Here is a 22481-nt window from a genome sequence, read left to right as displayed (position 1 = left end):
GATATAGACTGCTGATAGTATAATAATACATAAAAATGATTAATAAGTTAATAAAATACCTACTATAAGCCCTATGATAGCAAATATAGTTAGGGGTAACTTAGGCTTACCGATGATTTTAAAAACAACAAATTCGTCATTCCGTTACGTGTTAGCGGCTGAGATACCGCGAATGAATCGCGGTATAACGTTAGAGAGCTGTGCTAGCTATAGTGCATACCTGACCATAAGGTGACAAGATTTTAAAAAGGCTCTATAACAGTTTTACACATGTATGAATCTCAATGAGCAATCAGATTTTTCTAAATAGCAGGCTGGAGAATATACCTAAGTTCCATTCCGCAATATTGCCTAAACTTTGTGGTGGGGACAAGGTGGTGGATCTGCTGTTTTATAAGCCACTTAGTTATGTGGATAGAAGCAAGTTACTATCTGATGCTCGAGTTGGAGAATTTACAACTTTCATTGCAAAAGTTTATGAGCATCAGTCGCCCACTTTTAGAGGTAGACCATATAAAATAGTCGTTGAAAGTGAGAGTCAGTATATATTCATAGTCTTTTTTAATTACTCAGTTAAGTATTTATATAAACTATTTCCAATTGGAGCGAATGTGATCATCAGTGGCAAACTCGAAAAATTTGCTGAACATTGGCAAATTACTCATCCAGATTACGTGTCGCTTGACATCAACCAATTTAAAAAAATAGCTTGCATAGAGCCAGTTTACCAATTATGCCGTGGCATTACCAATAAGCGCATTGGGAACATAATAAGCTCTAATCTAAAGGAATTGCCTGATTTACCAGAGTGGATAGATGATACATTAATCAAGCAAAAAAAATGGTTAAGTTGGAGGGAAAGCATCATAAAGTTGCACAGACCAAGCTCATTGGTGGAAGCTGAGGTTTGTAGAAAAAGGCTTGCTTATGATGAATTGTTTGCGTATCAGCTAGCGCTGAAACTTGCAAGAAAAAATCATGTGAAAGAAAGGGGAAGAGAATTTATAATATTGAGTAAATACAAAGAGCAAGTTTTAAATGAATTGTCGTTTCAATTAACAAATGATCAAACTCGTGCAATAGATGAGATCTCAGAGAGACAAAAATCCAAGTATCGCATGATAAGCTTGCTGCAAGGTGATGTTGGTAGTGGCAAAACCGTAGTTGCACTTTTTGCAATGATAAATGTGGTAGAAAACAACATGCAGGCAGCTCTAATGGCACCGACTACTATCTTGGCGGAGCAACATTATAATTGGATTGAGGAAGTTTTATCCTGTACCGATATAAAAGTTGCGCTGCTTACTGGTAAAACTTCGCGCAAGGAAAGAAAGATTATCATGAACGAACTTGCAAGTGGTGTTTTAAATATAGTGATTGGCACTCATGCACTATTTCAAGCTAACGTTACATTTAAAAATTTAGGGCTTGCAGTCATAGACGAGCAACAGCGATTTGGAGTGATGCAGAGAAATCGCTTGGTAGGAAAAGGAGAAAATGCCGATATACTTTTCGTTACTGCAACTCCCATTCCAAGAACTTTGCAGCAAGCTATGTATGGTGACGTTGAATGTTCAATTTTGAAAGAAAAACCAAAATCCAGATTGCCAATAAAAACTGTAACTATGAACATTAGTAGGGTGCCAGATGTTATTGAAAAGCTAAAAGGTGCTATAAACAGGGGCGAAAAAGCATATTGGATTTGTCCATATATAGAAGAAAACGAAGAGACCAATATTGCTGCAGCAGAGATGCGTTTTCAGGAATTACAAAAAACATTTCTTGATAAAGTCGGGATAATACACGGAAAATTGACTCAGGAGCAGAAAGATCAAGTTATGTTTTCCTTCAAAAGGAATGAATTTTCTCTGCTTGTTGCAACCACTGTGATAGAAGTTGGTATAGATGTGCCAGATGCAACCATCATGATTATAGAAAATGCAGAGCAATTTGGGTTATCACAATTGCATCAGTTAAGAGGCAGAGTAGGGCGAGGAAACAAGCCATCTTTTTGTGTATTATTATACGATAATTTAAGTAAAAGCTCATCTTCAAAGTTAAAGATCATGTGTGAGTCACAAGATGGATTTTACATTGCTGAAAGGGATATGATGCTAAGAGGCAGTGGAGATATTTTAGGCACAAAACAATCAGGATGTATGGAATTTAAATTTGCTGATTTATATCAGGACAAAGAGCTGCTCAATCTCGCGTATAATAACGCAAAAGGCGCAATGGCTGATTTTGAATTACTGCTTGATATATTTGAATATAGGAGTAGATTACATTTTTCAAAATTTCAGTAGAAAAACCAGGTAGCCCGCAGAAACAAAAAAACTTCCTTGACAAACCTCGCCAGCCCCCTTATCATGAAACTGAAGCTATTGTATTTGCTTTCGCCAATCTGCAGATTAAAAGGTAAGGATTACTTAATGTATCGGCGTCTTATGTTCAATTTTTTGCAGTATATAGATACTGTATGTCTTTACAAAACTTCATCTACATCTAGATTTTTATCTAAATAAGCTGAACGCGCTTATAAAGCGTTACAAGACATCAAAAAATGCCAATACTCGACAGAGATAGTAAAAGACTAGCTAACTTGGGGATTCTTTGTCTTTTTTTCTGCTTAGTAAATTTCTTAAACATTTGCAGCGTAAGTTAGTTGCAATTAAAAGCGGCTGAATCTCGCTTGTCAAGCGTTTAAAACATAAAAAACGCCAATATTTTAAAGCGGATAATAACCACGGGGCTTCTTTTGCCTTTTTTTTATTTGGTAAATTTCTTAATGTTTATGGCTAAACGACAACCGTCATCCCGCTGCTTGTTAGCTGATGAGATACCGCGGCGGTATGACGGTGTAATGATGGTTAAGTAATTCGTCATCCCGCTGCTTGTTAGCGGGATCTCTTGTTAGCGGCTGAGATACCGCGAATGAATCGCGGTATGACGGTGTAATGACGGTTAAGTAATTCGTTATCCCGCTGCTTGTTAGCGGAATCTGCTGTGGCGACATAAACTCAAATCATTTCAAATTTCAATCCAAAGAGGTATCATTATGTCAAACAACTTCAATTTTAAAGAATTTTTTAACCACTATGAAACAAATAGTACGTCAGATGATATACAAAGGTATTATTTGCTGTGGAAATCAGTAATAGCGCAGGCAATGATTGATGCAGCAAGTCACTGCAAAAAAACAGAAAGCTTGGTAGAAAAACGTAAGGCAATTTCTTGGTTATCAGACTTTAGTCAAGATTTTGTGCACACATGTATATTGGCTGATTGTGATCCGGTATACGTAAAAAATAAAATACAGCCAACCTTAAAAAGCCTTACTAGATAAAGCCTTTTTATATACTTAATGAGGTTTACTCCTTTTACCGAAAAAAATATAATTCAATCTCCTATCTATAGTTGCCTCTATATCTTTGATTAATAGCTGCTTTATCATGTTTACTTTTCGCTTTGCATCTTGAGCTTGACGCTCATTGTTACCACTGTTATTGCTGTAATTATTCTTATCACTATAACTACTGCCACTTGGTTTGCTACTGTTACTGAACTCACTACCCTTTTTTCTTCTTGTGTTGAGTATCTGTATTATCTTTTCCTTTAAAAAGGACTTCCAGCCTGTGCCAAGTAATAATTTATAGAGAAAATGCGGAGTAAGAAACGCCACTAATATTCGAATAGAAATTCCGTAACCGAGATCTTCCCTATTTTCATAATACCACTTGCAATATTGAAACAAACGGTAAAACGCATTTTTGAAAGAGCAAAATTCTACAGCATACCAAAAACCATTGCTGAGAAACATGAGCACAATGCTGAATGTGTAAAGATACATTGTGAAGAGAAACAGTTTCACAATTATATCTTTTAGACTACCTAATATATAATTCAATAATCTTAATTTATAGAAAAGTGATATCATTTCACACCCACTTCAACATGGCTGGGGTGGAAGGATTCGAACCTTCGCGTGGCGGTATCAAAAACCGCTGCCTTACCACTTGGCTACACCCCAATACTACTTACATCAATAACACTATTAGCCCAATTAGTAAAAGATTTATTTGCTTTTTCTATGGGCATCACAGCAATAGCTGGCTGATCATAAGAATGCATTGCTTCAATTTTTTCTACAATTTTATCAACTTGATCATTTTTGCTTTTCATAATTGCTACTACTTCACAACTATTACTAATTTTACCTTCCCATAAATACAGAGAATTCACTTCGGGAAATATATTTACACATACAATTAATTTCTCGTTTAACAATTCTTCAGAAATAGTTTTAGCTTCTTCAAAATTTGAAAAAGTTGTATAAATCAAAACTAAACTACTCATTAGAATCTATATAAACGCACTGCTACTATACTCTACCGAGGTTTATTCATCAAGAGAAAATAACGCCAGCGCGTACTGTATGAACATTTGTTTGCAAAGGTAGTATGTTAAGTGTTATAGCTAGTTTGCCTCAAACGTAAAGGTGTCATCCCAGTGCTCCTATGATGTCATTCCAGTGCTTGACACTGGGATCCAGCCTTTCACGCAATCCCATCAAGAACGTTGTATTTTACATAACACTTTTATGCTTACCAACTTAATAAAATTCCTGGATCCCAGTGGGCTTTGTTGCATCACACTTTATGAGATGGTGATTTATGGTAAATTCATGTAACTATCTCAAATTTAGCCATACCAATATCAGTGAATTTATTAAGCAAATAGCATTTGATTAGCAGTTCTTTTTCTCGATTTATCTCAGATTTATTCCTAAAACTAAATCCGAATATTTGCTTTAATCTTGAGAAAAACCCTTCAATATAAGATCTTTTCCCATAATTTACTTCTTTTTTCCATTCTTTCATGCCATCTTCACCGTATAATTTTATTAACCTAATAGCAGCATTCCTGTCAGACATATAATCTATTTCTGGATGTTCTGCCGCATTGTTTATTGGTGGAATTTTTGTCTTTATATCATATTCGTTACACAACTTATAAAACTTGTGCCTATCACATGCTCTATCTGCATATAGTGCTTTTATGGCATGCTGAAAATCAACTTCTTTTAGCAAATCACAAGCTCCATAGTGATCAGAGTAGACACCGTTACTGTATTTTACAGCTATGGCTTTTTTGTTGTTTATATTCAACATTACGTGCAATTTTCTCGTTTGCTCATAGCCACGATATTTTCTGTTAGTGCTATTTTCCTTGCTGTGACCAGGAGTGTTGTTGTATATACTAATTCCTGTACTGTCTATAGCAATTTCGATATCTTCCATATTATTTTCTGCAATCATTTATCTTAATATTAAGTTTCTTAAACCTTCTTGATGCTTGTGAATAGCTGATAACTGCCAAATCTCTTCCTATTTGTTGCAAATACCCTTTTATAAACCCGACTGTTTGTCTTAAACCAATTCTAAAGAAACTGACGATTATATGCACCAAAATCACAACTTTATCACTATAAATATAGTTGCCGCCCTGCATTTTTGGACAATTCTCGTACCAATTTTCTATGGCGTCATTGATATAACAAAAAATGCTTCCTCTTTCTTGGAGAAATTTGTTATATTCATGGCAGTTACTGACTCTCATTTTTTGTGGCATATTTTTTCTTCAACAGTTAAATGGCTATTTATAATGAATTTTGTCAGTAACTGCCAGTTCTTTTCACTTGAGCGATGCAACAAAGCCCACTGGAATCCAGTTTCACCTTGTGATGGTGTCATGAAAGTAGCTGACACTGGTTTCCATCCAAGACGGTGTCATTCCTTACTATTACCCACAAATATAAATGGACTAAAAAGTAAAATATTACAATATTAAAGTTTGCAAATATTGAGGGTGTAAAATGGCAAGTAAAAGTAGTGAATGGGCTAAAAATGAATTTGGAGATAAAAGATTAACTGACCGATTAGTAAAGATTGCTGATAGTTTGATAAGTTTACCTGAAAGCTCAATTAATGAGGCATGCGGAAGTTGGTCAGAAGCAAAAGCAGCATACCGTTTTTTTCAAAATGAGAATGTAAAAGAAAGTGATATTTTAGCTACACATATTAATAAGACGGTTGAGAGAACAAAAGCTCACAAGAGGGTTCTTGTCATTCAAGATACCAGTTACATTGTATATAATAACCATAAAAAAACAAGCGGATTAGCAAATTTGTCCAGTTATGATACTGCAAAAGGTATTATAATGCATACAGCTCTTGCCGTTAGTATAGAAGGTTTGGTACTAGGGATACTAGATCAAAAAGTTTATTCAAGACCTGAAGAAACTGAGAACCTTAAAAAAAAGAGCGATCGCATTGAAGATAAAGAAAGCGTAAAGTGGTTGGAAACTTTAAGAAAAACAAATAATATTATTGATCCAACTCAAACTGAGACTATAACTGTATGCGATAGAGAAGCAGATATATATGACTTTTTTGAGCTTGCACATAATCTTAATTCGGCAGTGCTAGTTAGAGCATGCAGAGATAGAGCAGTAAATAGAAAATCTCGATATCCTGAAAAAGGTGAGCAGAAGTTATGGGCATTTATTAAATCCTCTCATTGTGCAGGTACGGTAGAAGTTGAAGTTCCTGTAAAAGATAATAAGCCAAAAAGAACAGCACGTTTGGAAGTTAGATTTGGAAAGTTTATGATGAATCCATCTAAGAATAATATTAGGCATAAGACGGAAGAACTACCTAAATTACCACTTTATGCAGTTTATGTTGTTGAGAAAACTCCCCTTCCCTTAAAAAAAACCGCTAGAATGGATGCTATTAACGAATCTTTCAGTTAATACTTTCGATGAAGCTGTTGAAAAAATTAGTTGGTATTGCCTTAGATGGAAAATAGAGATATTACATAAAATTTTAAATTCGGTCTCAAAGTTGAAGAATGTAGGCTTGGAATAGCAGAAAGACTAATGAGATATCTAACAGTTATGAGTATTATTGCTTGGAGGATCTTCTTTATTACATCAATTGCAAGAGCTAACCCAACATTACCATGTACTACCTTATTAGCTGAAGAAGAATGGAAAGTTTTATACGTTAAAATACACAGAAAACCATGTCCAAGTGTAGTTCCCAACATAAAAGAAGCTGTTTCATGAACTTGGAGGCCATTTAGCAAGAAAAAATGACCCAAAACCAGGACCAATTACTCTTTGGAAAGGATATAAACGTCTCTTTGATTTAGCAGAAGGATGGCGACTTGCTCACGAACCTCATATTTGTGGGTAATAGTAAGTTGTTAGGGGGATCTGGAGATACCGCGGCGGTATGACGTAGGGAAATCTTACTTATTATAGCTATAGTTCTACATGAATTACAAAAGTAATATTTACTAGATCTTAATATTTTAGATCTATATTTTAATAAATAATGAGCTGTAATTAGTATGAATAATCCATTTAAAAGTGAGAACTATAAAAAAAATCTCGATTCTCTGATCAAAGCTGTAAAGCTAGGAAATGCAGAGAAACAATATAACAAAACGTTAAGGGATTTATCTCATGCATTAGAAGGTTTTACAGGTGAGGCAAAAGGTATAGCTGAGTTTGTTATATATACTGACTTGAACAATTATGTAGAACAGCCATTAGGTCTTTTTAAAACATTAATGAATAGAATTTTGGGAAAAAATTTTCCAACCAAGAACAGTAGTATAAGTAATTTTGTAAATGATGAGTTGTCAAGTTTCACTTTAGAAACAGCAGCTAAGTATACAAGAATTTTAAAAAAAATTGATCTCTTGGAACAATTAGAAAAAGATTTCAGAAAAAATAATATTTTAAAAGATTCTTTAAATTTAGAACAAAGTGAAAAGAGTCAAGGAAAAGATAGATCACACGAAGTGAGTTTGGAAGGTAGAAAGCAAAAGGAAGGTACTTTTGAGCTGCGAAAAGAAGAACAGCCGAAAGAAAAATTAGGTGGTAATCGCATGAGGCAAATAAAGCGACCAACAACAGCACCTCCGGCTGCTCCAGATTCGAGGAAGGTACGCTTTAAATCAGAAATATCCTCAGATGGAGAAAGCAAGGCAAAGTCTACATCTTCTTTACTAAAAGGAGCTAATAGTTTTAGTATGCCTGATGCTAAGGAAAATCCTTCTGAGGATTCAGGCTATGAAAGTTCATTAGATCAGGGGTCTGAATATGAAGACATATCAAATTATCAAGAGAAAAAGCAAAAGGAAAATCCTTTATATGAGCAGAGAGAAGATTCAGGCTATGGAAGTTCATTAAATGAAGAGTCTGTATACAAAGAGATATCAAATTATCAAGAGAAGAAGAGTAAAATTTTAATAGAAAATTCGCAGAGTTCAAAATCGCCCAAAGAAGAGCCAATTTATGCAACAGTTCCTAAAGAACATATAGAAGCAAAAAGAGAACGTAAGCAGAAACAACAACCTCAATCCCTCGTACCACCAAAACCACCGCAAGTGCCAAAAAAAATGTTTACTACTGGTCAAGAAGTTAGACAAGAATCGAAAGTGGTAATCAAAGATAAACCTGCAGTACCGCCAAAGCCTAAAAATCTAAGCCGTGCTAATCAAAAAGTAAGCACAGAGCCAAAAGTAGTAGGAGTAATTCTTAAAAAATCAGCTGAAAGAGTACCACTAGAATCTGAAAATCAAGACAATAGGAAATCAGCACAAAAAGCTGCTGGTAAGGCGATACCAAAAGTAGCAGCAGCTACTATGAAAGGAGGAGCTAATCGCGAGATGGGCAGTAAAGTAAAGGCATTAAAAGAAAAATTTGAGCAAAATCAAGCAAAAGGAAATGCTAATGTACAGCTTGCTGAAAGCAAAACCACTCCAGCAGCACAAGCGGATATCGGTGTGAAGAAAAAACAATCTCATTCATTTCTAACAGAGAATAAAAGATCTGCAACGAAACACGTAACAGCAAAATCTGATCCAAAATCTCATATCAGCAAAAATTCCCTTCTCACGCATGCAAATGTAAAGGAAATGGTTGCACAAATTGAGAAAGGAAAAGGAGGAAGATAGTAACATTTGGGAAAAAAACATATGTGTCAAGTCAAGAGATTGTGAGCAAATTTAGGAAATTATAGCTAAACTGACTTAGATTTACCGACAATTTGAAAAACCGTCATTCCGCTAACTATAGTATTTTCAAAAGCGAATGATAAAGGTATAATATGTTTTTTTAAAGTAGGGAAAGCGATGGTATATAGTGTAGATTTAAGGGAAAAAGCAGTGTCTTTGGTAGAAAAAGGAAAGTCAAAGGTTGAAGTTGCAGAGGTTTTTGAGATAGGGATAGCAACACTATATAGATGGCTAAAAAAGAAAGCTACTGGCCAAGGTCTCAAAGCGGTAAAAAGTACTGGTTTTATTCGAAAAATAGATCCAGAAATACTCAAAGAATATGTCAAAAAACACCCAGATCACACACTAGCAGAAATGAAACAAAACCTTGGCTTTGGGATAAGTGCAATTTGGTATAGATTAAGACAGCTAAAAATAACCTTTAAAAAAAGTCACATTCTATCAAGAGCGCAATCAAGAAGATAGGCAGCAATTTATCGATAAAGTCTCAAAAATAGACCACTGTAGCATTTTATATATAGATGAAGCAGGAGTTGATAATAGACTATACCGAGAATATGCACGAGCTCCAAGAGGAGAAAAAATATATGCTGATGTTCCAGGAAAAAAGCGGGAAAGAGTGAGTATAATAGGTGGATGAGAAGTTTATTGCACCAATGACCTTCACAGGAGGGTGTAATAAAGATATATTTAATGTATGGTTAGAGCGAAGATTACTTCCACAATTACAGCGTGATACAACCATAGTTATGGATAATGCTACATTCCATAAAACTCCCAAAACAAAGTCATTAATAGAGTCTTTTGGCTGTCATTTGCTTTATCTTCCAACATATTCACCTGATCTAAATCCGATAGAGCATTGTTGGCACACCATCAAAAGTTGCCTCAGACCTCTAATGCATCAATGTACAGACTTACACCTTTTAGTTGGTAATACCATTTTAGACGTTTATCATTCGTTTTAGAAAATACTATAGTTGAAATAGCGCAGTTACTCACCCCATAAATTTGGTGCTCTCTTTCAATCAAAGGTGTCTTGCTGCTTGAAATGTTTTCTTTGTAAAAATTTGGCTTATCTTTATATCATCTCATTCAAACAGCATTAACATAACTTATGCCTTTTTTGGATGTAGAAATTTTCTAGGAATTGTCTTTTTGAATTCTATGGTATTTTGTTTAACATTGAAACAGGAGGCCAGTGTCACGCACTGGCATGACACCCATTTGTTCCTATAGTTGTCTTTTCTCGTCTACCTTATTTTGCCACTCTGCTGAACAGATACATAAAGAAAGTGGAAAATTGGACATTCTCAACTCGGCTCCTGCAGATTAAAAATTAAGTTGAATAAAAATTGGATTTGACGCAGTTTTTTCCCATAGTTTAAGAAATTAAAAGTTTAACGATTAGAATTATAATTACAAACCACAATAAAAAATAGACTTTTCCATTTGATTTATTTTTAATTTGGATGTTTTCTAATTTTTTATCAGCTATTAGGTTCAATTTTTCTATAAGGCTAAATATCCCTTGGATTGTTTTTACAGGATAAGAACTTCTAATTTTTTCCCTATACCCTATTTTACTTTCATGTTGACTGCTTATCCACGCTTCAACTACTTTCCACATATTGATTTCTGGGTAGATCTTTCTACATGTCCCTTCCAGTAAAATCATAGTTTTCTGCAGCAATAACAATTGTGTTTGAACTTTCATATCAAAATCACCAGTTATTTTTAATAGCTGAGCAAGTAAACTAGCAAATGAAATCTTCTGTATAGGCTGCCCAATAATGGGTTCACCTATTGCCCTGCAAGCTGTGACAAAATTTCTATGCTGTGATGAAACGTAACCAGCTTTAAAGTGCATTTTTGCAACGTGATCATAATCCCGATTTAAAAAGCCTTTGAGTATCTCTATAACGTAATAGCATGTCTCACGATCTATTCTACCCATGATTCCACAATCCAGAGCAATAATATTGTTATTACTATCAACCATTAGATTTCCAGGATGCATATCAGCATGAAAAAAACAATCCCTGTATACCTGATTACAAAACGATTCTATAAGATTGATAGCTATTTGCTTATGATTATTCAGTTTTTCAACTTCGTATATTGGCGTTGCTTCTATCCATTCTAATGTTAAAACCTTTTTTGCAGTTCTATTCCAATCTATTTCAGGTACATAAAAACCTCTGTCATTTTTTGTGTTTTCCTTTAGTTCCGAAGAGTGAGCAGCTTCAAAACGTAGATCTAACTCTAATCGGCAAATTTCAGCAAAAGTTTTAACTAATTCAATTGGCCTCAGCCTTTTTGATTGTTCGCTAAATTTTTCTGCAATTTCTGCAAGCCAAGAAAGCATTTTTATATCTCTTGAGAATGTTTTCTCAATATTTGGCCTTAAAACCTTCACAGCAACTTCCTTACCCTCAGTTGTAACCGCTCTATGCACCTGAGAAATCGATGCTGCTGCAATTGGCTTTTCAGAAAAGCTTGAAAAAATGTCGCTCAATTTACAATTAAACTCACTTTCTATAGTTTTAACTGCTATTTTATGTGAAAATGATGGCAATCTATCACATATCAATAACAAGTTATTTGTTATATCTTCATTTAAAACATCAGTACGTGATGAGATAGACTGCCCAAACTTAATGAACACCGGACCTAATTTTTCAAGAGCACACTTTAGCTTGTGGCCTTGTATTTTATTTATTGATTTTTTTGATGGTGGAAGTAAATAAGGTAATATATTGTAACGCGTCAGCACCGTAGTTATGTGCAGAAGACGCAAAATATTTTGAATCATTTCGCTGCGTAACTGCTAAATATTTCATTTAGGGTTCTATTTTTCATAATCTCATCAGGCTTGCCTTGGCAATAGATAGTATTATTTATACAAATTATGTAATCTGAGGATGGTAGAGCAGAGTTAAGATCATGAGAAGTCATAAGAATCGATACCAATCGTTTTTTTGCTATTTTATTTATAATATCATAAAATTTAGCCCGCGCGTTAATATCCATTGCACTAACTGGTTCATCTAGAATGATCAAGTCAGGCTCTGCAATTAAACAACGTGCAAGTAGCAATAATTGTGTTTGCCCTGCAGAAATTTCTAACACTTGATTCTTCAAAATGTTACCGATACTAACCAACTCTATCGTTTCTGTAATAATGGATTGATTTTTCTTTAGTCTTTTCAAGGAGCTATTTAAAAGGAAATATTCAACTGTTATTGGCATCAAATTACTAATACTAAAATTTTGCGGCATATAGCCAATTTTTATGTTGTCAGCAAATACGATATTACCGGTACAGCTTTTATTTATGCCAGCAATTGCTTTCACTAAAGAGGTTTTACCTCCACCATTTGGACCAAGTATTGTAATTATGTCTCCTCTTTCCATGAACATATTGATATTGTCAAGGATTCTTTTACCATCATATGTGAGAGCAAGATTTTCTATTTTTAGAACACGATTATTGACATTATTCAACTTATTGACAAAATTTAACTTCTTCTCAACGTTTATATGAGACATTTACTGACTTTTTTTCTATTACTTTCATTTACACTATACTATAATATCGCCTTTTCATCCAATTTAAAAGTTGTAGCTACAATCAAACCTATCCACTCACTTGTAGCTTCTATTACAGAAGGGATTTTAGAACCGGAATTGCTTGGCTATGCAACATCTGCGCATAATTATATATTAAAGCCATCTGATGCGAGTAATTTAGAATCAAGTGACGTTATATTTTATGTTGACGATAACTTAGAGACGTTTGTTCAAACTTTCGCCAAAAATAATAAAGAACTAGTGCAATTGTCAAAGGCAATCAACCTACTTCCTACTCGGCCACATTCATTTTCTAGAAAAATTACTCACATTAAAGATGAAAAAGATTTACACATTTGGCTGAGTCCCGAAAATGCAAAGAGCATGATACTTTCTGTAAGTGCAACATTGTCTAACATAGATAAAGAAAATTCCCATCGATACAACTCTAATGCAACAAAAGCTATAAAAAAAATAGACCAAGAAGTAAAAGAAATTATGAAAGAACTGAATGATTTTAAAAATCAAAAATATATCGTCACTCACGATGCTTATCAATATTTTGAAAAATATTTTGGTTTAAATCACCCAAGTGCCATTCTTTCCATAGAAGAGGATTCTTACATAGGTATGAGGAGTTTAATGAAGCTAAAAAAGATAATGAAGGAAGAAAACGTTAAATGTATATTTGCTCATTCACAGGAAGACAGCATAAAGCCTAATGCTCTTTCTAATGACGCAAAAATGGTAGTTCTTGATCCTATTGGATCAGACATAGAGCCTGGAAAAGATGCATATCTAGCTATAATCAATAACATTGCACAAAATTTTAAGTCTTGTTTTGTTGAGTAATAAGTTCCCTTTTAGCTTACTGTTTTATTGTTCTGCATTTATTTGTCCTTTACATATTATGCAGGTTTAGAATTATGCTTTATTCTTACGTTTATGTCTTGGCCCAATACAATCAATAAGTTAAGCAAGTATTCTAAGGAGAACCCTTCGATTTTTGACCTATTGATTTGAGATACTTTAGGTTGATCAATCTTTAGAGCGTTTGCTGCTTTTTTCTGTGTTGTGTACTTCTTACTTATTAATTGTGCAATGACCTTTATTAATTTCAGTTTTGTATCTTTCACATCCCCCAACTCTACTATTATAGGATAACTTAATTGTAAATTTTGCATAATAATAAAATCCCTTATAAAAAAATTACTTTAGTTTTTCTTCTTTAAATAACACATGCCTTCTGACTACTGGGTCATACTTCCTAAACTCCAGTTTTTTGGTAAGCTTTTTTGGATTACGCTTTTTTACATAAAAATAACCTGTTGATTTTTCTTCACCAGTTTTTGTTGTCTTGATTGCAGTGCTAACTAACTTAACGAGCAAAGAAGCATTTTTTTTCGCCATACTTATAATGATATAATAAATTCTATGCGAGTTTATTACGCAAAACACTAAAAGTCAACCGAATAATGCAGATCGTAAAATTCTTGACAATCAACAGTGCATTAAGTAGCATGAAGTTAACTTCAGAATGAAAAGCAAACGGTAAATAAGTGGTAAATAGTGGTAAAAGGTTATTATTGATAGAAAATTCCACCTGTTCTAATGAGGTAAGAGTTGCCTTGTCAGTTAATAATAAGGTTGTAGAATTTGAACAAGAATTCAAGGAAAAAAAACAATTAAGAGGTAATATATACGTTGCTTATATAAAGCGTATAGAGCCTTCTTTGCAAGCCGTATTTATCGAATATGGAAAAAATAAGCAAGGTTTTTTGTCTTTTTCCGAGATATCTCTAGATTACTTCAATATTCCAGAAAAAGAAAAGGAAACTATCTTTGAGAGCTACTCAAATGACGATTATACAGAAAAAGGGAACGATACCATAGCAAATGTCTCTTCAGATTCTGCAGCTAGTAAGAATGTCAACGAGTCAGGTAGTGGTTTTGTAAGAGAGGTACCTTTATATAAAAAATACAAATTACAAGATGTTATTTCAGTAAATCAAAAAGTATTGGTTCAGCTAACTAAAGAGGAACGAGGCAATAAAGGAGCTTCATTTACAACATACATAACTTTAGTGGGTAGATACTGTGTTTTCATGCCAAATTCCATGAGTAAAGGTGGAGTGTCTCGCAGAATTGAAGATGCTAATGTCAGAAAGCAGTTAAAGGAGATACTGAGTTCAATAAACTTGCCAAAAAGGTCAGGTTTAATAGTAAGAACTGTTGGTTCAGGAAAAAATAAGAAAGAAATTGAGCAGGATTACAATTACTTATCCTCATTATGGCAGAGCATTCAAAAAAATGCCTTCTCTGTAAACGTTCCATCATTAATTTACAATGAAGCAGATGTAATTATGAGATCTGTTCGTGATTTTTGTAGCGATGGTATAGAAGTTATAGTGTCTGGAAAGGAAGCTTTTGAGGCAGTTAGGCAATATGCTAACAATGCACTAAAAGGTAGTAAGTTGCGCTATAGATTGTATAGAGGTTATGCTCCGATCTTTACTTACTACGGAATCGAAGATCAAATTTCTGAGTTATATAGCAATAGAGTAGAATTGCCATCTGGTGGGTCTTTGATAATAACTTTAACTGAGGCGTTTGTTTCAATAGACGTAAATTCAGGAAAGATGACAGGAGAAGATAGCATAGAAGAAACAGCTTATAGAACCAACATGGAAGCAGTACCTGAAATATCAAGACAGGTGAATCTTAGGGGCCTATCAGGATTAATAGTAGTCGATTTTATTGATATGTTGAAATATCAGTATTGCAGAGCTGTTGAGTCTGCTATAAAGCAAGCGTTTAAAGATGATAAAGCTAAAGTTCAATTTAGCTACATAAATGACTTTGGTTTAATGGTATTTTCAAGACAAAGAATTAAACCAAACATACAAGAAATTAATACTACAGAGTGTTTACACTGCAAAGGTACTGGAAGAGTAAAATCAAACGAAGTAATTGTTTCATCAATACTAAGGGATTTACAACATATTGCTAACAAGAATCGAAATAAGTCTTTTGATTTAGTAGCACACAGTGCAGTTATAGCGCACATTTTTAATAACAAACGCAATACAGTTTCTACAATCGAAAAAGAGTTTAATATTACATTGAACGTTAGTATTGATAACAGTTTAGATGTAAATACATTTGTTTTAAAACAAGGAGATGATGTTAATTTAAACGGTTATAAGCCATTACAGAACTCTGGATACCAAATTGGGGATAGCAGCAATGAAGAAGCTGATAATTCAAATAAACTACGAGGCAATTTTTGGCTGACTAAGTGGCTTTCGCGCCTTTTAAGTTCTAATAACTAATTAGAAACCTAAATTGGGCTTGTAATTAATGAGCCCTATACTTATATATTCTTATATCAGATAATATTTACAATGGGGTACTCATTATGGGAAGAGCAATAGGCATAGATCTCGGAACAACAAATTCTTGTGTTGCAATAATGCAGGGCAAGGATACAAAGGTAATAGAAAATAAAGAAGGGGCAAGAACTACTCCATCTATAGTTGCATTGACTTCTTCAGGAGAAAGGTTGATTGGTGCTCCAGCAAAAAGGCAAGCAACCACCAATGCAAGTAATACCTTTTTTGCTACTAAGAGATTAATAGGCCGTCAATATAGTGATCCTGAGATGAAAAATCTAAGTGTACCATACAAAGTATTTGCAGCAAAAAGTGGTGATGCATGGGTTAAAACAACTGATAATAAAGAATATTCTCCTAGTCAAATTGGTGCATTTATACTACAAAACATGAAAGAGGCAGCAGAAGCTTATCTTGGAGAGGAAGTAAAAGATGCTGTGATAACAGTGCCAGCATACTTCAACGACTCTCAACGTCAAGCAACAAAAGATGCAGGAAAAATTGCCGGATTAAATGTACTCAGAATAGTAAATGAACCGACTGCTGCAGCACTTGCTTATGGTCTTGATAAGAAACATGGGCACACAATAGTAGTATATGACCTTGGTGGTGGTACATTTGACGTTTCAATACTTGAAATAGGTGATGGAGTTTTCGAAGTGAAAGCAACAAACGGTGATACCCATCTTGGAGGTGAAGACTTTGATAATGGAGTAGTGAGTTATTTACTAGATGAATTCAAGAAAAGTAATGGCATTGATTTGAAAAATGATCCAATGGCTATGCAAAGAATCAAAGAAGCTGCTGAAAAAGCGAAAATTGAATTATCAAGTGCAATGGAAACGGAAATAAATCTACCGTTTATTACAGCTGATGCAAGTGGTCCAAAACACTTAAATATGAAATTAACGAGAGCAAAACTTGAAAGCTTAGTGAATGATTTAATCGAAAGAACTATGGCTCCTTGTAAAAAAGCTCTTGAGGATGCTGGTTTATCTGCTAGTCAAATTGGCGAAGTGGTTCTTGTTGGTGGCATGACTCGTATGCCAAAAGTCATAGAGAAAGTTAAAGAATTCTTTGGCAAAGATCCACATAGAGGAGTTAACCCTGATGAAGTTGTAGCAATTGGAGCTGCAATACAGGCGGGGATCATTCAAGGTGATGTAAGAGATGTGTTACTACTTGATGTGACCCCACTTTCTCTTGGTATTGAAACTCTAGGAGGAGTATTCACTCCACTTATTGAGCGTAATACTACAATTCCTACTAAAAAATCTCAGGTGTTTTCAACTGCAGAAGATAACCAAACAGCTGTTACAATTAAGGTGCATCAGGGTGAAAGAAAACTGGCAGTTGATAATAAGCTACTCGGTCAGTTTAGTTTGGAAGGGATACCTCCTGCTCCGCGCGGAAGGCCACAAATTGAAGTGACATTTGATATAGATGCAAATGGAATAGCACACGTTTCTGCAAAAGATAAAGCTACTGGAAAAGAGCAAAAAATACGCATTCAATCTTCAGGCGGTTTATCTGATGATGAAATAAATCGCATGGTAAAAGAAGCTGAAGAAAAAGCGCAAGAAGATGAAAAGCGCAAAAAGTTTATTGAAGTGAAGAATCAAGCGGATAGCTTAGTCCATTCTACAGAAAAGTCTCTGACAGAGTATGGTGATAAAGTTTCACCAGAAGATAGATCTGCTATTGAAAATGCAGTTAACGAATTAAAAGAAGTTAGTAAATCTGATAACATTGATGACGCTGATTCAATACAGCAGAAAGTCACTAATCTTTCTCAATTATCTATGAAACTTGGAGAAGCTATGTATCAAGCATCTCAACAAAATAGTGCTGAAAATGGCTTTTCATCAGAAGGAAATCCAAATGATAAAGAGGAAAAAGTAGTAGATTCTGATTATCAAGACATAGATAATAAAGAAGAGAATAAGTAATTGCGATTGTCATCCAAGTAGCTGATACTGGGATGACAAGAGGAGCATATTGTTGCTTAAAGAAACCATTATGGATATTATTAAAACGATAGAAGAAAAGATACACGATTCGATAGATGTAATTGATATCAACATTATCGATGAATCAGCAAAGCATGCTGATCATTATTTTGCTTCATCTTCAACACTACCTTCACATATCAAGCTAATATTGATATCTGACAGCTTTATCGGAATGAACACTCTCAAAAGGCATAAATTGATCTATGAATTATTAAAGAGTGAGATAGAGCTAATACATGCAATTTCTCTTCACTTGTATACGCAAAACGAGTACAATTTAAAAAATAAATAATAAAAATGTGAAGGAAGAGTCTTTATTAGTTAAAGCAGGAAGAAAATTTAAGGACTATAAAGGTTCTATGAACCCGCCAGTTTATCATTCTTCTACCATATTATTCCCTACTTACAAGGACTACTTAAATGCAGCAAATGGAGAAAGTATATACGATGTAATCAACGATGATGTTGCAAGAGATTACAGCTATAGTAATGTTGGTACTCCCACTGTTCATTATTTTTCAAATGCACTGGCTGAAATTGAAGGGAGTGGACAAGCGCTTATTTTTCCTTCCGGACTATTTGCACTTACTTTTGCTATTTTGACTTTCACTAAAGCAGGTTCTCATGTTTTAATTCAGGATAACAGTTATTACCGACTCAAGAGATTTGCCGAAAATGAGTTACCAAACAGGGGAATAGAAGTAACTTTTTATGATCCAACACAGGATATAACTGATTTAATTCAGAGTAATACTTCATTGATAATGATCGAGACTCCTGGTTCTGTAACGTTTGAGATTTCGAATATAGAGCATATAGTAAAAGTTGCTAAAGAACGTGGAATCGTAACCGTTTGCGACAATTCATGGGCCACTCCTTTGTTATTTAAGCCGCTTGATTATGGAATTGATGTTGCACTATATGCGGTAACAAAGTATCTAGCCGGTCACTCAGATTTATTGATGGGGACTATGATTGCTGAAGGTGAAATTTTTAAATTGCTTTATGAGAGCTATAAAAATTATGGAGTAACCATTCAATCGCACGACTGTTATCTTGCACATAGGGGACTAAGAACACTGCACACACGTATGAAAAAGTACCAAAATACAGCAATGGAAGTGGCAAAGTGGCTAGAAGCACAGCAAAAAGTTAGAAAGGTTTTATATCCAGCACTTCCCTCCCATCCTCAACACGAATTATGGAAAAGTTACTTTAAAGGAGCAAGCGGCGTATTCAGTATAGTATTGGGTAGAGAATATTCATGTGAAGAACTAAGCTGCATGGTTGATCACATGAAAATTTTTGGTATCGGTGCTTCTTGGGGAGGGTGCGACAGTTTGATATTACCAATAGATCGTAGATCTATGTCAAGATCTGTAATGAATTCAGATTATGGTGGAAGTTTTATACGGATATTTTGTGGACTGGAAGATCCTGAAGATTTAATCTTTGACCTTAATGACGCACTAAAAAGGTTACCATGTTTAGACTTTCAAAACGATGAAGTAGGACATGAAACTGAGAGAATTACTGCATAACATTATTGATGTTAACTTTGATATTGAAATCAAAGGCGTCACATGTAATCCCAAGAAAATCAAGGAAGGTTATCTTTTTGTTTGTGTGTCAGAAAGGGATAGGATTTACATAGATCAGATATTATCTTGTGGAGCTAAAGCGATAATTGCAAGTGATTGCATAACAGAAGCTTCAAGCCTTGGTATCATTCCAACGCGTGATGCTGGAATCTGTATCTTCCACCCAAACCCTCAAGAAATATACAGCGAAATAGTCAGCAGGTTTTATCAATTCAAACAGCCAAAATATGTTGCTGCTGTAACAGGCACAAATGGCAAGACTTCAGTAGTAGAATTTTGCCGCCAGATCTGGCAAAACTCTGGCTATAATGCTGCGTCTATTGGAACACTTGGAACATGCATCAATAATGGCAGAAAAGGTAATAGCAACAGCCTTACCACTCCAGGTGCAGAAGACCTTTACGCAACATTGCGTGGTATAAGTGTAGAACACTTAGTGTTGGAATCATCAAGTCATGGGATTGATCAATACAGAATCCATGGATTAAAGTTGAGTGCTGCAGCTTTTACTAATTTCTCGCAAGATCATTTAGATTACCATAAAAGTCTTGGTGGATATTTAGAAACTAAAAAAAGGTTATTTTACGAAGTATTACCAGAAGGAAAAACAGCGATTTTAAATGCGGATATAGATGAATACGGCGCATTGCTTAAAATAGCTGAAAAACGCAGTAATAAAGTTGTGACTTATGGAAAAAAAGGCTCTGATATTACTTTATTAGAGCAAATACCAACTCCAAGTGGTCAATACCTTACAGTAAAAGTTGATAACCAAATTTACAATACATTTTTCCCAGTTTTAGGAAAATTTCAAGCATATAATCTGCTATGTGCAATTGGTATATCTGGATTAAATTACAGAGAAATATGTGTGGATAAACTCATTTTCCCGTCAGGAAGAATGGAGAAAGTGAAACCTTTTGCATTCGTGGATTACGCTCATACTCCAAGTGCGCTTAAACAAGCCCTATTGTCTTTAAAATGGCACTTCAATAAAAAAATAGTTCTAGTTTTTGGATGCGGTGGCAATCGTGATCAAACAAAACGCGCAGAAATGGGTAAAGTAGCACAAATATATGCAGACAAAGTGATAATCACGGATGACAATCCGCGTGATGAGAATCCTGCAGAAATTCGTCGTGGTATTTTACTACATTGCCCTGATGCGCTAGAGATAGAAGATAGAAGAGAAGCTATAGAGAAAGGAGTAGATATTGCCTATAATGAGGGTATGATTCTGCTAGTTGCAGGAAAGGGGCATGAAGGATACCAAATCGTGAGCGGCCAAACTTTTGAATTCAGTGATGTTGAGGTTATTAAAAATCACGTTTTAACATGCTACCGTTCTTGCAAGCGATAGCACTCTCACTTCTCTTGCACCAGAATTTAAAATTTCTTGAGAGCAGGACCTTACAGTTGCTCCAGTTGTTACTACGTCGTCAACTAATATCACGATTTTATTTTCGATAATTTTCTTGTTGCTTATGCTAAAAGCCTTCTTTAAATTTTTTTCACGCTGCTTAAGTGAAAGACCAGCCTGAGGGATAGTATGGCGAGGACGTTTTATTGCAAATGGCGTATAGGATAAATTGGATAACTTAGTCAACTCTTTTGCAAGCAGTGCTGCTTGATTATATTTACGTTTAAACAAACGCATTTTATGTAACGGTATAGGAATTACGACCTCTGCGTTCTGAAACGTATCCTGATTAGCTTGGTGTATCCACTTTGCATAGATTTTTACGTAATTCAAATTATCAAAAAATTTGAAATTTATAATCATGTTTTTACTATGTTGATCATAAGCAAAAACTGATCTTAATACTTTAAACGGTGGAGGATTGATGATGCACTTACCACACGTATAAATATTGTCTGAGATTACTACGCCACAAACATTGCAGTAATGCTTAGTTAGAAAATTGATTTTTTTGTTGCATTCACTACACAGATTAAGATTTTCATCAATGATACATTCGCAACTTACGCATACGCTTGGAAATATGAGATTTGTAGCTTTTTTTAGTAAGAGAAGGTTCACAACTCATTAAATATATTATAAAATAATTTATATAGTATAGCTAAAGTAACTTAAGCTTACACTCTTTCACTTTTTATTCCATTTCAATATAGTTCATGCTGCTGAAAAGCAGAACTTATAACTCAGTTTGTGGTATACCATTGACTGAAGTAGTCTTTGAATTATCCTTAGATAAAAATTGATGTTTTTCTGGCTTCTGTACTTCACTCAACTTACTTTGCACTTTGTCACAAGCCCACACAAGTGGCGTTATGATTGACGCGGCAGCCCAAATGATAGCAGCGCAAGCATAACTTACAATCTTGTTAAATACTCTAGCTACTGCATTAGCACAATCTTGCCCCATTTCTAAAAATATGTTTGAATAATTAACGAATGATTTTGTATCCGTTTTAAAACAATAGTCCCCTGTTATTTTTGACAATAACTTGACTGGAAAGTATGACAAACATGCCACTATCAAAAATAAAGGTTGCAATATTATGTTGGCTGCTAAAATAGCACTCAGTGCACACAATGAATACACTTTCTCTGCTCTGTAACCCACGTATTCACAATTATCATTGTTTTTATAATACTTGTTATAATCATCTTTACTCTCAACTCCACAAATTACATCTTTCACAGGTCCTAGCACATTATCAACGTAATGTACGGACTTATAGAAACTACTTTCTGGAACTAGTGTGCAATCTTCTGCTCTCTTAGCAGGTACAACTCCATATTCAACGTACCTTTTAAAGTATCGATATACTGACATTACCCTCTCCAA

Annotated in this window: 22 protein-coding genes, 1 tRNA gene and 1 pseudogene; 13 read left to right on the top strand and 11 right to left on the bottom strand. The window is 34.6% G+C overall.

Annotation, left to right across the window (positions count from 1 at the left end):
- Window positions 1–284 precede the first annotated feature (284 nt).
- A complete protein-coding gene (gene recG, locus ABWU29_RS02120) occupies window positions 285–2306 on the top strand; it encodes an ATP-dependent DNA helicase RecG (protein ID WP_015589220.1) in 2022 nt (673 codons plus the stop codon).
- A 752-nt stretch (window positions 2307–3058) separates the two neighbouring features.
- Complete coding sequence (locus ABWU29_RS02115; protein ID WP_007549783.1) at window positions 3059–3346, top strand: hypothetical protein; 288 nt, start codon at window positions 3059–3061, stop codon at window positions 3344–3346.
- A 15-nt stretch (window positions 3347–3361) separates the two neighbouring features.
- Here ABWU29_RS02115 and ABWU29_RS02110 read toward each other — a convergent pair whose 3' ends face one another.
- The 3 genes from ABWU29_RS02110 to cutA all read right to left on the bottom strand — a co-directional run bounded on the left by ABWU29_RS02110 (window position 3362) and on the right by cutA (window position 4356).
- A complete protein-coding gene (locus ABWU29_RS02110; protein ID WP_022626355.1) occupies window positions 3362–3820 on the bottom strand; it encodes a hypothetical protein in 459 nt (152 codons plus the stop codon).
- A gap of 135 nt (window positions 3821–3955) precedes the next feature.
- A tRNA-Gln gene (locus ABWU29_RS02105) sits at window positions 3956–4030 on the bottom strand.
- Window positions 4021–4356, bottom strand: coding sequence for a divalent-cation tolerance protein CutA (gene cutA / locus ABWU29_RS02100; protein WP_015589221.1), 336 nt, complete (start codon window positions 4354–4356; stop codon window positions 4021–4023). The genes ABWU29_RS02105 and cutA overlap by 10 nt, the downstream gene beginning before the upstream one ends.
- Before the next feature lie 142 nt (window positions 4357–4498).
- Between cutA and ABWU29_RS02095 the strand changes: the two genes are divergently transcribed.
- Entirely contained in the window at window positions 4499–4690 is a 192-nt protein-coding gene (locus ABWU29_RS02095) for a hypothetical protein (protein ID WP_081600765.1), read from the top strand.
- On the opposite strand, the gene ABWU29_RS02090 is transcribed toward ABWU29_RS02095, so the two are convergent.
- On the bottom strand, window positions 4683–5318 hold the full coding sequence (locus ABWU29_RS02090; RefSeq protein ID WP_264953956.1) for a transposase: 636 nt from the start codon (window positions 5316–5318) through the stop codon (window positions 4683–4685). The two genes, ABWU29_RS02095 and ABWU29_RS02090, sit on opposite strands and share 8 nt — an antisense overlap.
- A complete protein-coding gene (locus tag ABWU29_RS02085; RefSeq protein WP_141456678.1) occupies window positions 5302–5631 on the bottom strand; it encodes a transposase in 330 nt (109 codons plus the stop codon). Before ABWU29_RS02085 ends, ABWU29_RS02090 begins: the two co-directional genes overlap by 17 nt.
- A gap of 244 nt (window positions 5632–5875) precedes the next feature.
- Between ABWU29_RS02085 and ABWU29_RS02080 the strand changes: the two are divergent.
- The 4 genes and pseudogenes from ABWU29_RS02080 (at window position 5876) to ABWU29_RS02065 (ending at window position 10058) form a co-directional block, all read left to right on the top strand.
- Window positions 5876–7259: pseudogene (locus ABWU29_RS02080) on the top strand (IS4 family transposase).
- Window positions 7260–7416: 157 nt separating this feature from the next.
- Window positions 7417–9030 (top strand): hypothetical protein, encoded by a 1614-nt coding sequence (locus tag ABWU29_RS02075; protein WP_141457261.1) that lies wholly within the window; start codon window positions 7417–7419, stop codon window positions 9028–9030.
- 177 nt (window positions 9031–9207) lie between these two features.
- Entirely contained in the window at window positions 9208–9555 is a 348-nt protein-coding gene (locus ABWU29_RS02070; RefSeq protein ID WP_022626382.1) for an IS630 transposase-related protein, read from the top strand.
- A gap of 167 nt (window positions 9556–9722) precedes the next feature.
- The gene (locus ABWU29_RS02065; protein ID WP_049973597.1) at window positions 9723–10058 is read left to right on the top strand and encodes a transposase; all 336 of its coding nucleotides are present in this window, start codon (window positions 9723–9725) and stop codon (window positions 10056–10058) included.
- A 416-nt stretch (window positions 10059–10474) separates the two neighbouring features.
- On the opposite strand, the gene ubiB is transcribed toward ABWU29_RS02065, so the two are convergent.
- The gene (ubiB, locus tag ABWU29_RS02060; protein ID WP_012673305.1) at window positions 10475–11905 is read right to left on the bottom strand and encodes a 2-polyprenylphenol 6-hydroxylase; all 1431 of its coding nucleotides are present in this window, start codon (window positions 11903–11905) and stop codon (window positions 10475–10477) included.
- Window positions 11902–12642, bottom strand: a complete 741-nt coding sequence (locus ABWU29_RS02055; protein ID WP_015589282.1) for a metal ABC transporter ATP-binding protein — start codon at window positions 12640–12642, stop codon at window positions 11902–11904. Before ABWU29_RS02055 ends, ubiB begins: the two co-directional genes overlap by 4 nt.
- On the opposite strand from ABWU29_RS02055, the gene ABWU29_RS02050 reads away from it, so the two are divergent.
- Window positions 12634–13515, top strand: coding sequence for a zinc ABC transporter substrate-binding protein (locus tag ABWU29_RS02050; RefSeq protein WP_012673303.1), 882 nt, complete (start codon window positions 12634–12636; stop codon window positions 13513–13515). The genes ABWU29_RS02055 and ABWU29_RS02050 overlap by 9 nt on opposite strands.
- Before the next feature lie 56 nt (window positions 13516–13571).
- Here ABWU29_RS02050 and ABWU29_RS02045 read toward each other — a convergent pair whose 3' ends face one another.
- Entirely contained in the window at window positions 13572–13847 is a 276-nt protein-coding gene (locus ABWU29_RS02045) for a helix-turn-helix domain-containing protein (protein ID WP_010082632.1), read from the bottom strand.
- A gap of 25 nt (window positions 13848–13872) precedes the next feature.
- Window positions 13873–14073, bottom strand: a complete 201-nt coding sequence (gene rpmG / locus ABWU29_RS02040) for a 50S ribosomal protein L33 (protein ID WP_015589280.1) — start codon at window positions 14071–14073, stop codon at window positions 13873–13875.
- A gap of 149 nt (window positions 14074–14222) precedes the next feature.
- Between rpmG and ABWU29_RS02035 the strand changes: the two genes are divergently transcribed.
- The 5 genes from ABWU29_RS02035 (at window position 14223) to ABWU29_RS02015 (ending at window position 21028) form a co-directional block, all read left to right on the top strand.
- Entirely contained in the window at window positions 14223–15995 is a 1773-nt protein-coding gene (locus tag ABWU29_RS02035) for a ribonuclease E/G (protein WP_007549119.1), read from the top strand.
- An 86-nt stretch (window positions 15996–16081) separates the two neighbouring features.
- Window positions 16082–18004, top strand: a complete 1923-nt coding sequence (dnaK, locus tag ABWU29_RS02030; protein WP_012673300.1) for a molecular chaperone DnaK — start codon at window positions 16082–16084, stop codon at window positions 18002–18004.
- 70 nt (window positions 18005–18074) lie between these two features.
- Window positions 18075–18359, top strand: coding sequence for a BolA family protein (locus ABWU29_RS02025; protein ID WP_007549117.1), 285 nt, complete (start codon window positions 18075–18077; stop codon window positions 18357–18359).
- Between the two features lie 7 nt (window positions 18360–18366).
- On the top strand, window positions 18367–19608 hold the full coding sequence (gene metC / locus ABWU29_RS02020) for a cystathionine beta-lyase (protein WP_012673299.1): 1242 nt from the start codon (window positions 18367–18369) through the stop codon (window positions 19606–19608).
- On the top strand, window positions 19583–21028 hold the full coding sequence (locus ABWU29_RS02015; protein ID WP_015589277.1) for a Mur ligase family protein: 1446 nt from the start codon (window positions 19583–19585) through the stop codon (window positions 21026–21028). Before metC ends, ABWU29_RS02015 begins: the two co-directional genes overlap by 26 nt.
- On the opposite strand, the gene ABWU29_RS02010 is transcribed toward ABWU29_RS02015, so the two are convergent.
- Both ABWU29_RS02010 and ABWU29_RS02005 read right to left on the bottom strand, forming a co-directional pair.
- Window positions 20999–21709: a ComF family protein gene (locus ABWU29_RS02010; RefSeq protein ID WP_015589276.1), complete on the bottom strand. Its 711-nt coding sequence runs from the start codon at window positions 21707–21709 to the stop codon at window positions 20999–21001. The genes ABWU29_RS02015 and ABWU29_RS02010 overlap by 30 nt on opposite strands.
- 115 nt (window positions 21710–21824) lie before the next feature.
- Window positions 21825–22469 carry a hypothetical protein gene (locus tag ABWU29_RS02005; RefSeq protein ID WP_141457257.1) on the bottom strand — a complete coding sequence of 215 codons (645 nt, stop codon included), beginning with the start codon at window positions 22467–22469 and terminating at the stop codon, window positions 21825–21827.
- Window positions 22470–22481 lie beyond the last annotated feature (12 nt).

Origin of the sequence: Wolbachia endosymbiont (group A) of Phasia obesa (genome assembly GCF_964028125.1) — a bacterium.
GTDB classification, from domain to species: Bacteria; Pseudomonadota; Alphaproteobacteria; order Rickettsiales; family Anaplasmataceae; genus Wolbachia; species Wolbachia pipientis.
The sequence above is the reverse complement of the archived record's forward strand: the minus strand, read 5'-3'. Positions and strand labels throughout refer to the sequence as shown.

Excerpts from the sequence above, each read along its gene's own strand:
- rpmG (WP_015589280.1), bottom strand. The coding sequence starts at position 14,073 with ATGGCGAAAAAAAATGCTTCTTTGCTCGTTAAGTTAGTTAGCACTGCA.
- ubiB (WP_012673305.1), bottom strand. The coding sequence starts at position 11,905 with ATGATTCAAAATATTTTGCGTCTTCTGCACATAACTACGGTGCTGACG.
- ABWU29_RS02015 (WP_015589277.1), top strand. The coding sequence starts at position 19,583 with ATGAAACTGAGAGAATTACTGCATAACATTATTGATGTTAACTTTGAT.
- ABWU29_RS02070 (WP_022626382.1), top strand. The coding sequence starts at position 9,208 with ATGGTATATAGTGTAGATTTAAGGGAAAAAGCAGTGTCTTTGGTAGAA.
- ABWU29_RS02025 (WP_007549117.1), top strand. The coding sequence starts at position 18,075 with ATGGATATTATTAAAACGATAGAAGAAAAGATACACGATTCGATAGAT.
- ABWU29_RS02050 (WP_012673303.1), top strand. The coding sequence starts at position 12,634 with ATGAGACATTTACTGACTTTTTTTCTATTACTTTCATTTACACTATAC.
- ABWU29_RS02115 (WP_007549783.1), top strand. The coding sequence starts at position 3,059 with ATGTCAAACAACTTCAATTTTAAAGAATTTTTTAACCACTATGAAACA.
- dnaK (WP_012673300.1), top strand. The coding sequence starts at position 16,082 with ATGGGAAGAGCAATAGGCATAGATCTCGGAACAACAAATTCTTGTGTT.
- ABWU29_RS02045 (WP_010082632.1), bottom strand. The coding sequence starts at position 13,847 with ATGCAAAATTTACAATTAAGTTATCCTATAATAGTAGAGTTGGGGGAT.
- ABWU29_RS02055 (WP_015589282.1), bottom strand. The coding sequence starts at position 12,642 with ATGTCTCATATAAACGTTGAGAAGAAGTTAAATTTTGTCAATAAGTTG.
- ABWU29_RS02110 (WP_022626355.1), bottom strand. The coding sequence starts at position 3,820 with ATGTTTCTCAGCAATGGTTTTTGGTATGCTGTAGAATTTTGCTCTTTC.
- recG (WP_015589220.1), top strand. The coding sequence starts at position 285 with ATGAGCAATCAGATTTTTCTAAATAGCAGGCTGGAGAATATACCTAAG.
- ABWU29_RS02090 (WP_264953956.1), bottom strand. The coding sequence starts at position 5,318 with ATGATTGCAGAAAATAATATGGAAGATATCGAAATTGCTATAGACAGT.
- ABWU29_RS02005 (WP_141457257.1), bottom strand. The coding sequence starts at position 22,469 with ATGTCAGTATATCGATACTTTAAAAGGTACGTTGAATATGGAGTTGTA.
- ABWU29_RS02075 (WP_141457261.1), top strand. The coding sequence starts at position 7,417 with ATGAATAATCCATTTAAAAGTGAGAACTATAAAAAAAATCTCGATTCT.
- ABWU29_RS02085 (WP_141456678.1), bottom strand. The coding sequence starts at position 5,631 with ATGCCACAAAAAATGAGAGTCAGTAACTGCCATGAATATAACAAATTT.
- cutA (WP_015589221.1), bottom strand. The coding sequence starts at position 4,356 with ATGAGTAGTTTAGTTTTGATTTATACAACTTTTTCAAATTTTGAAGAA.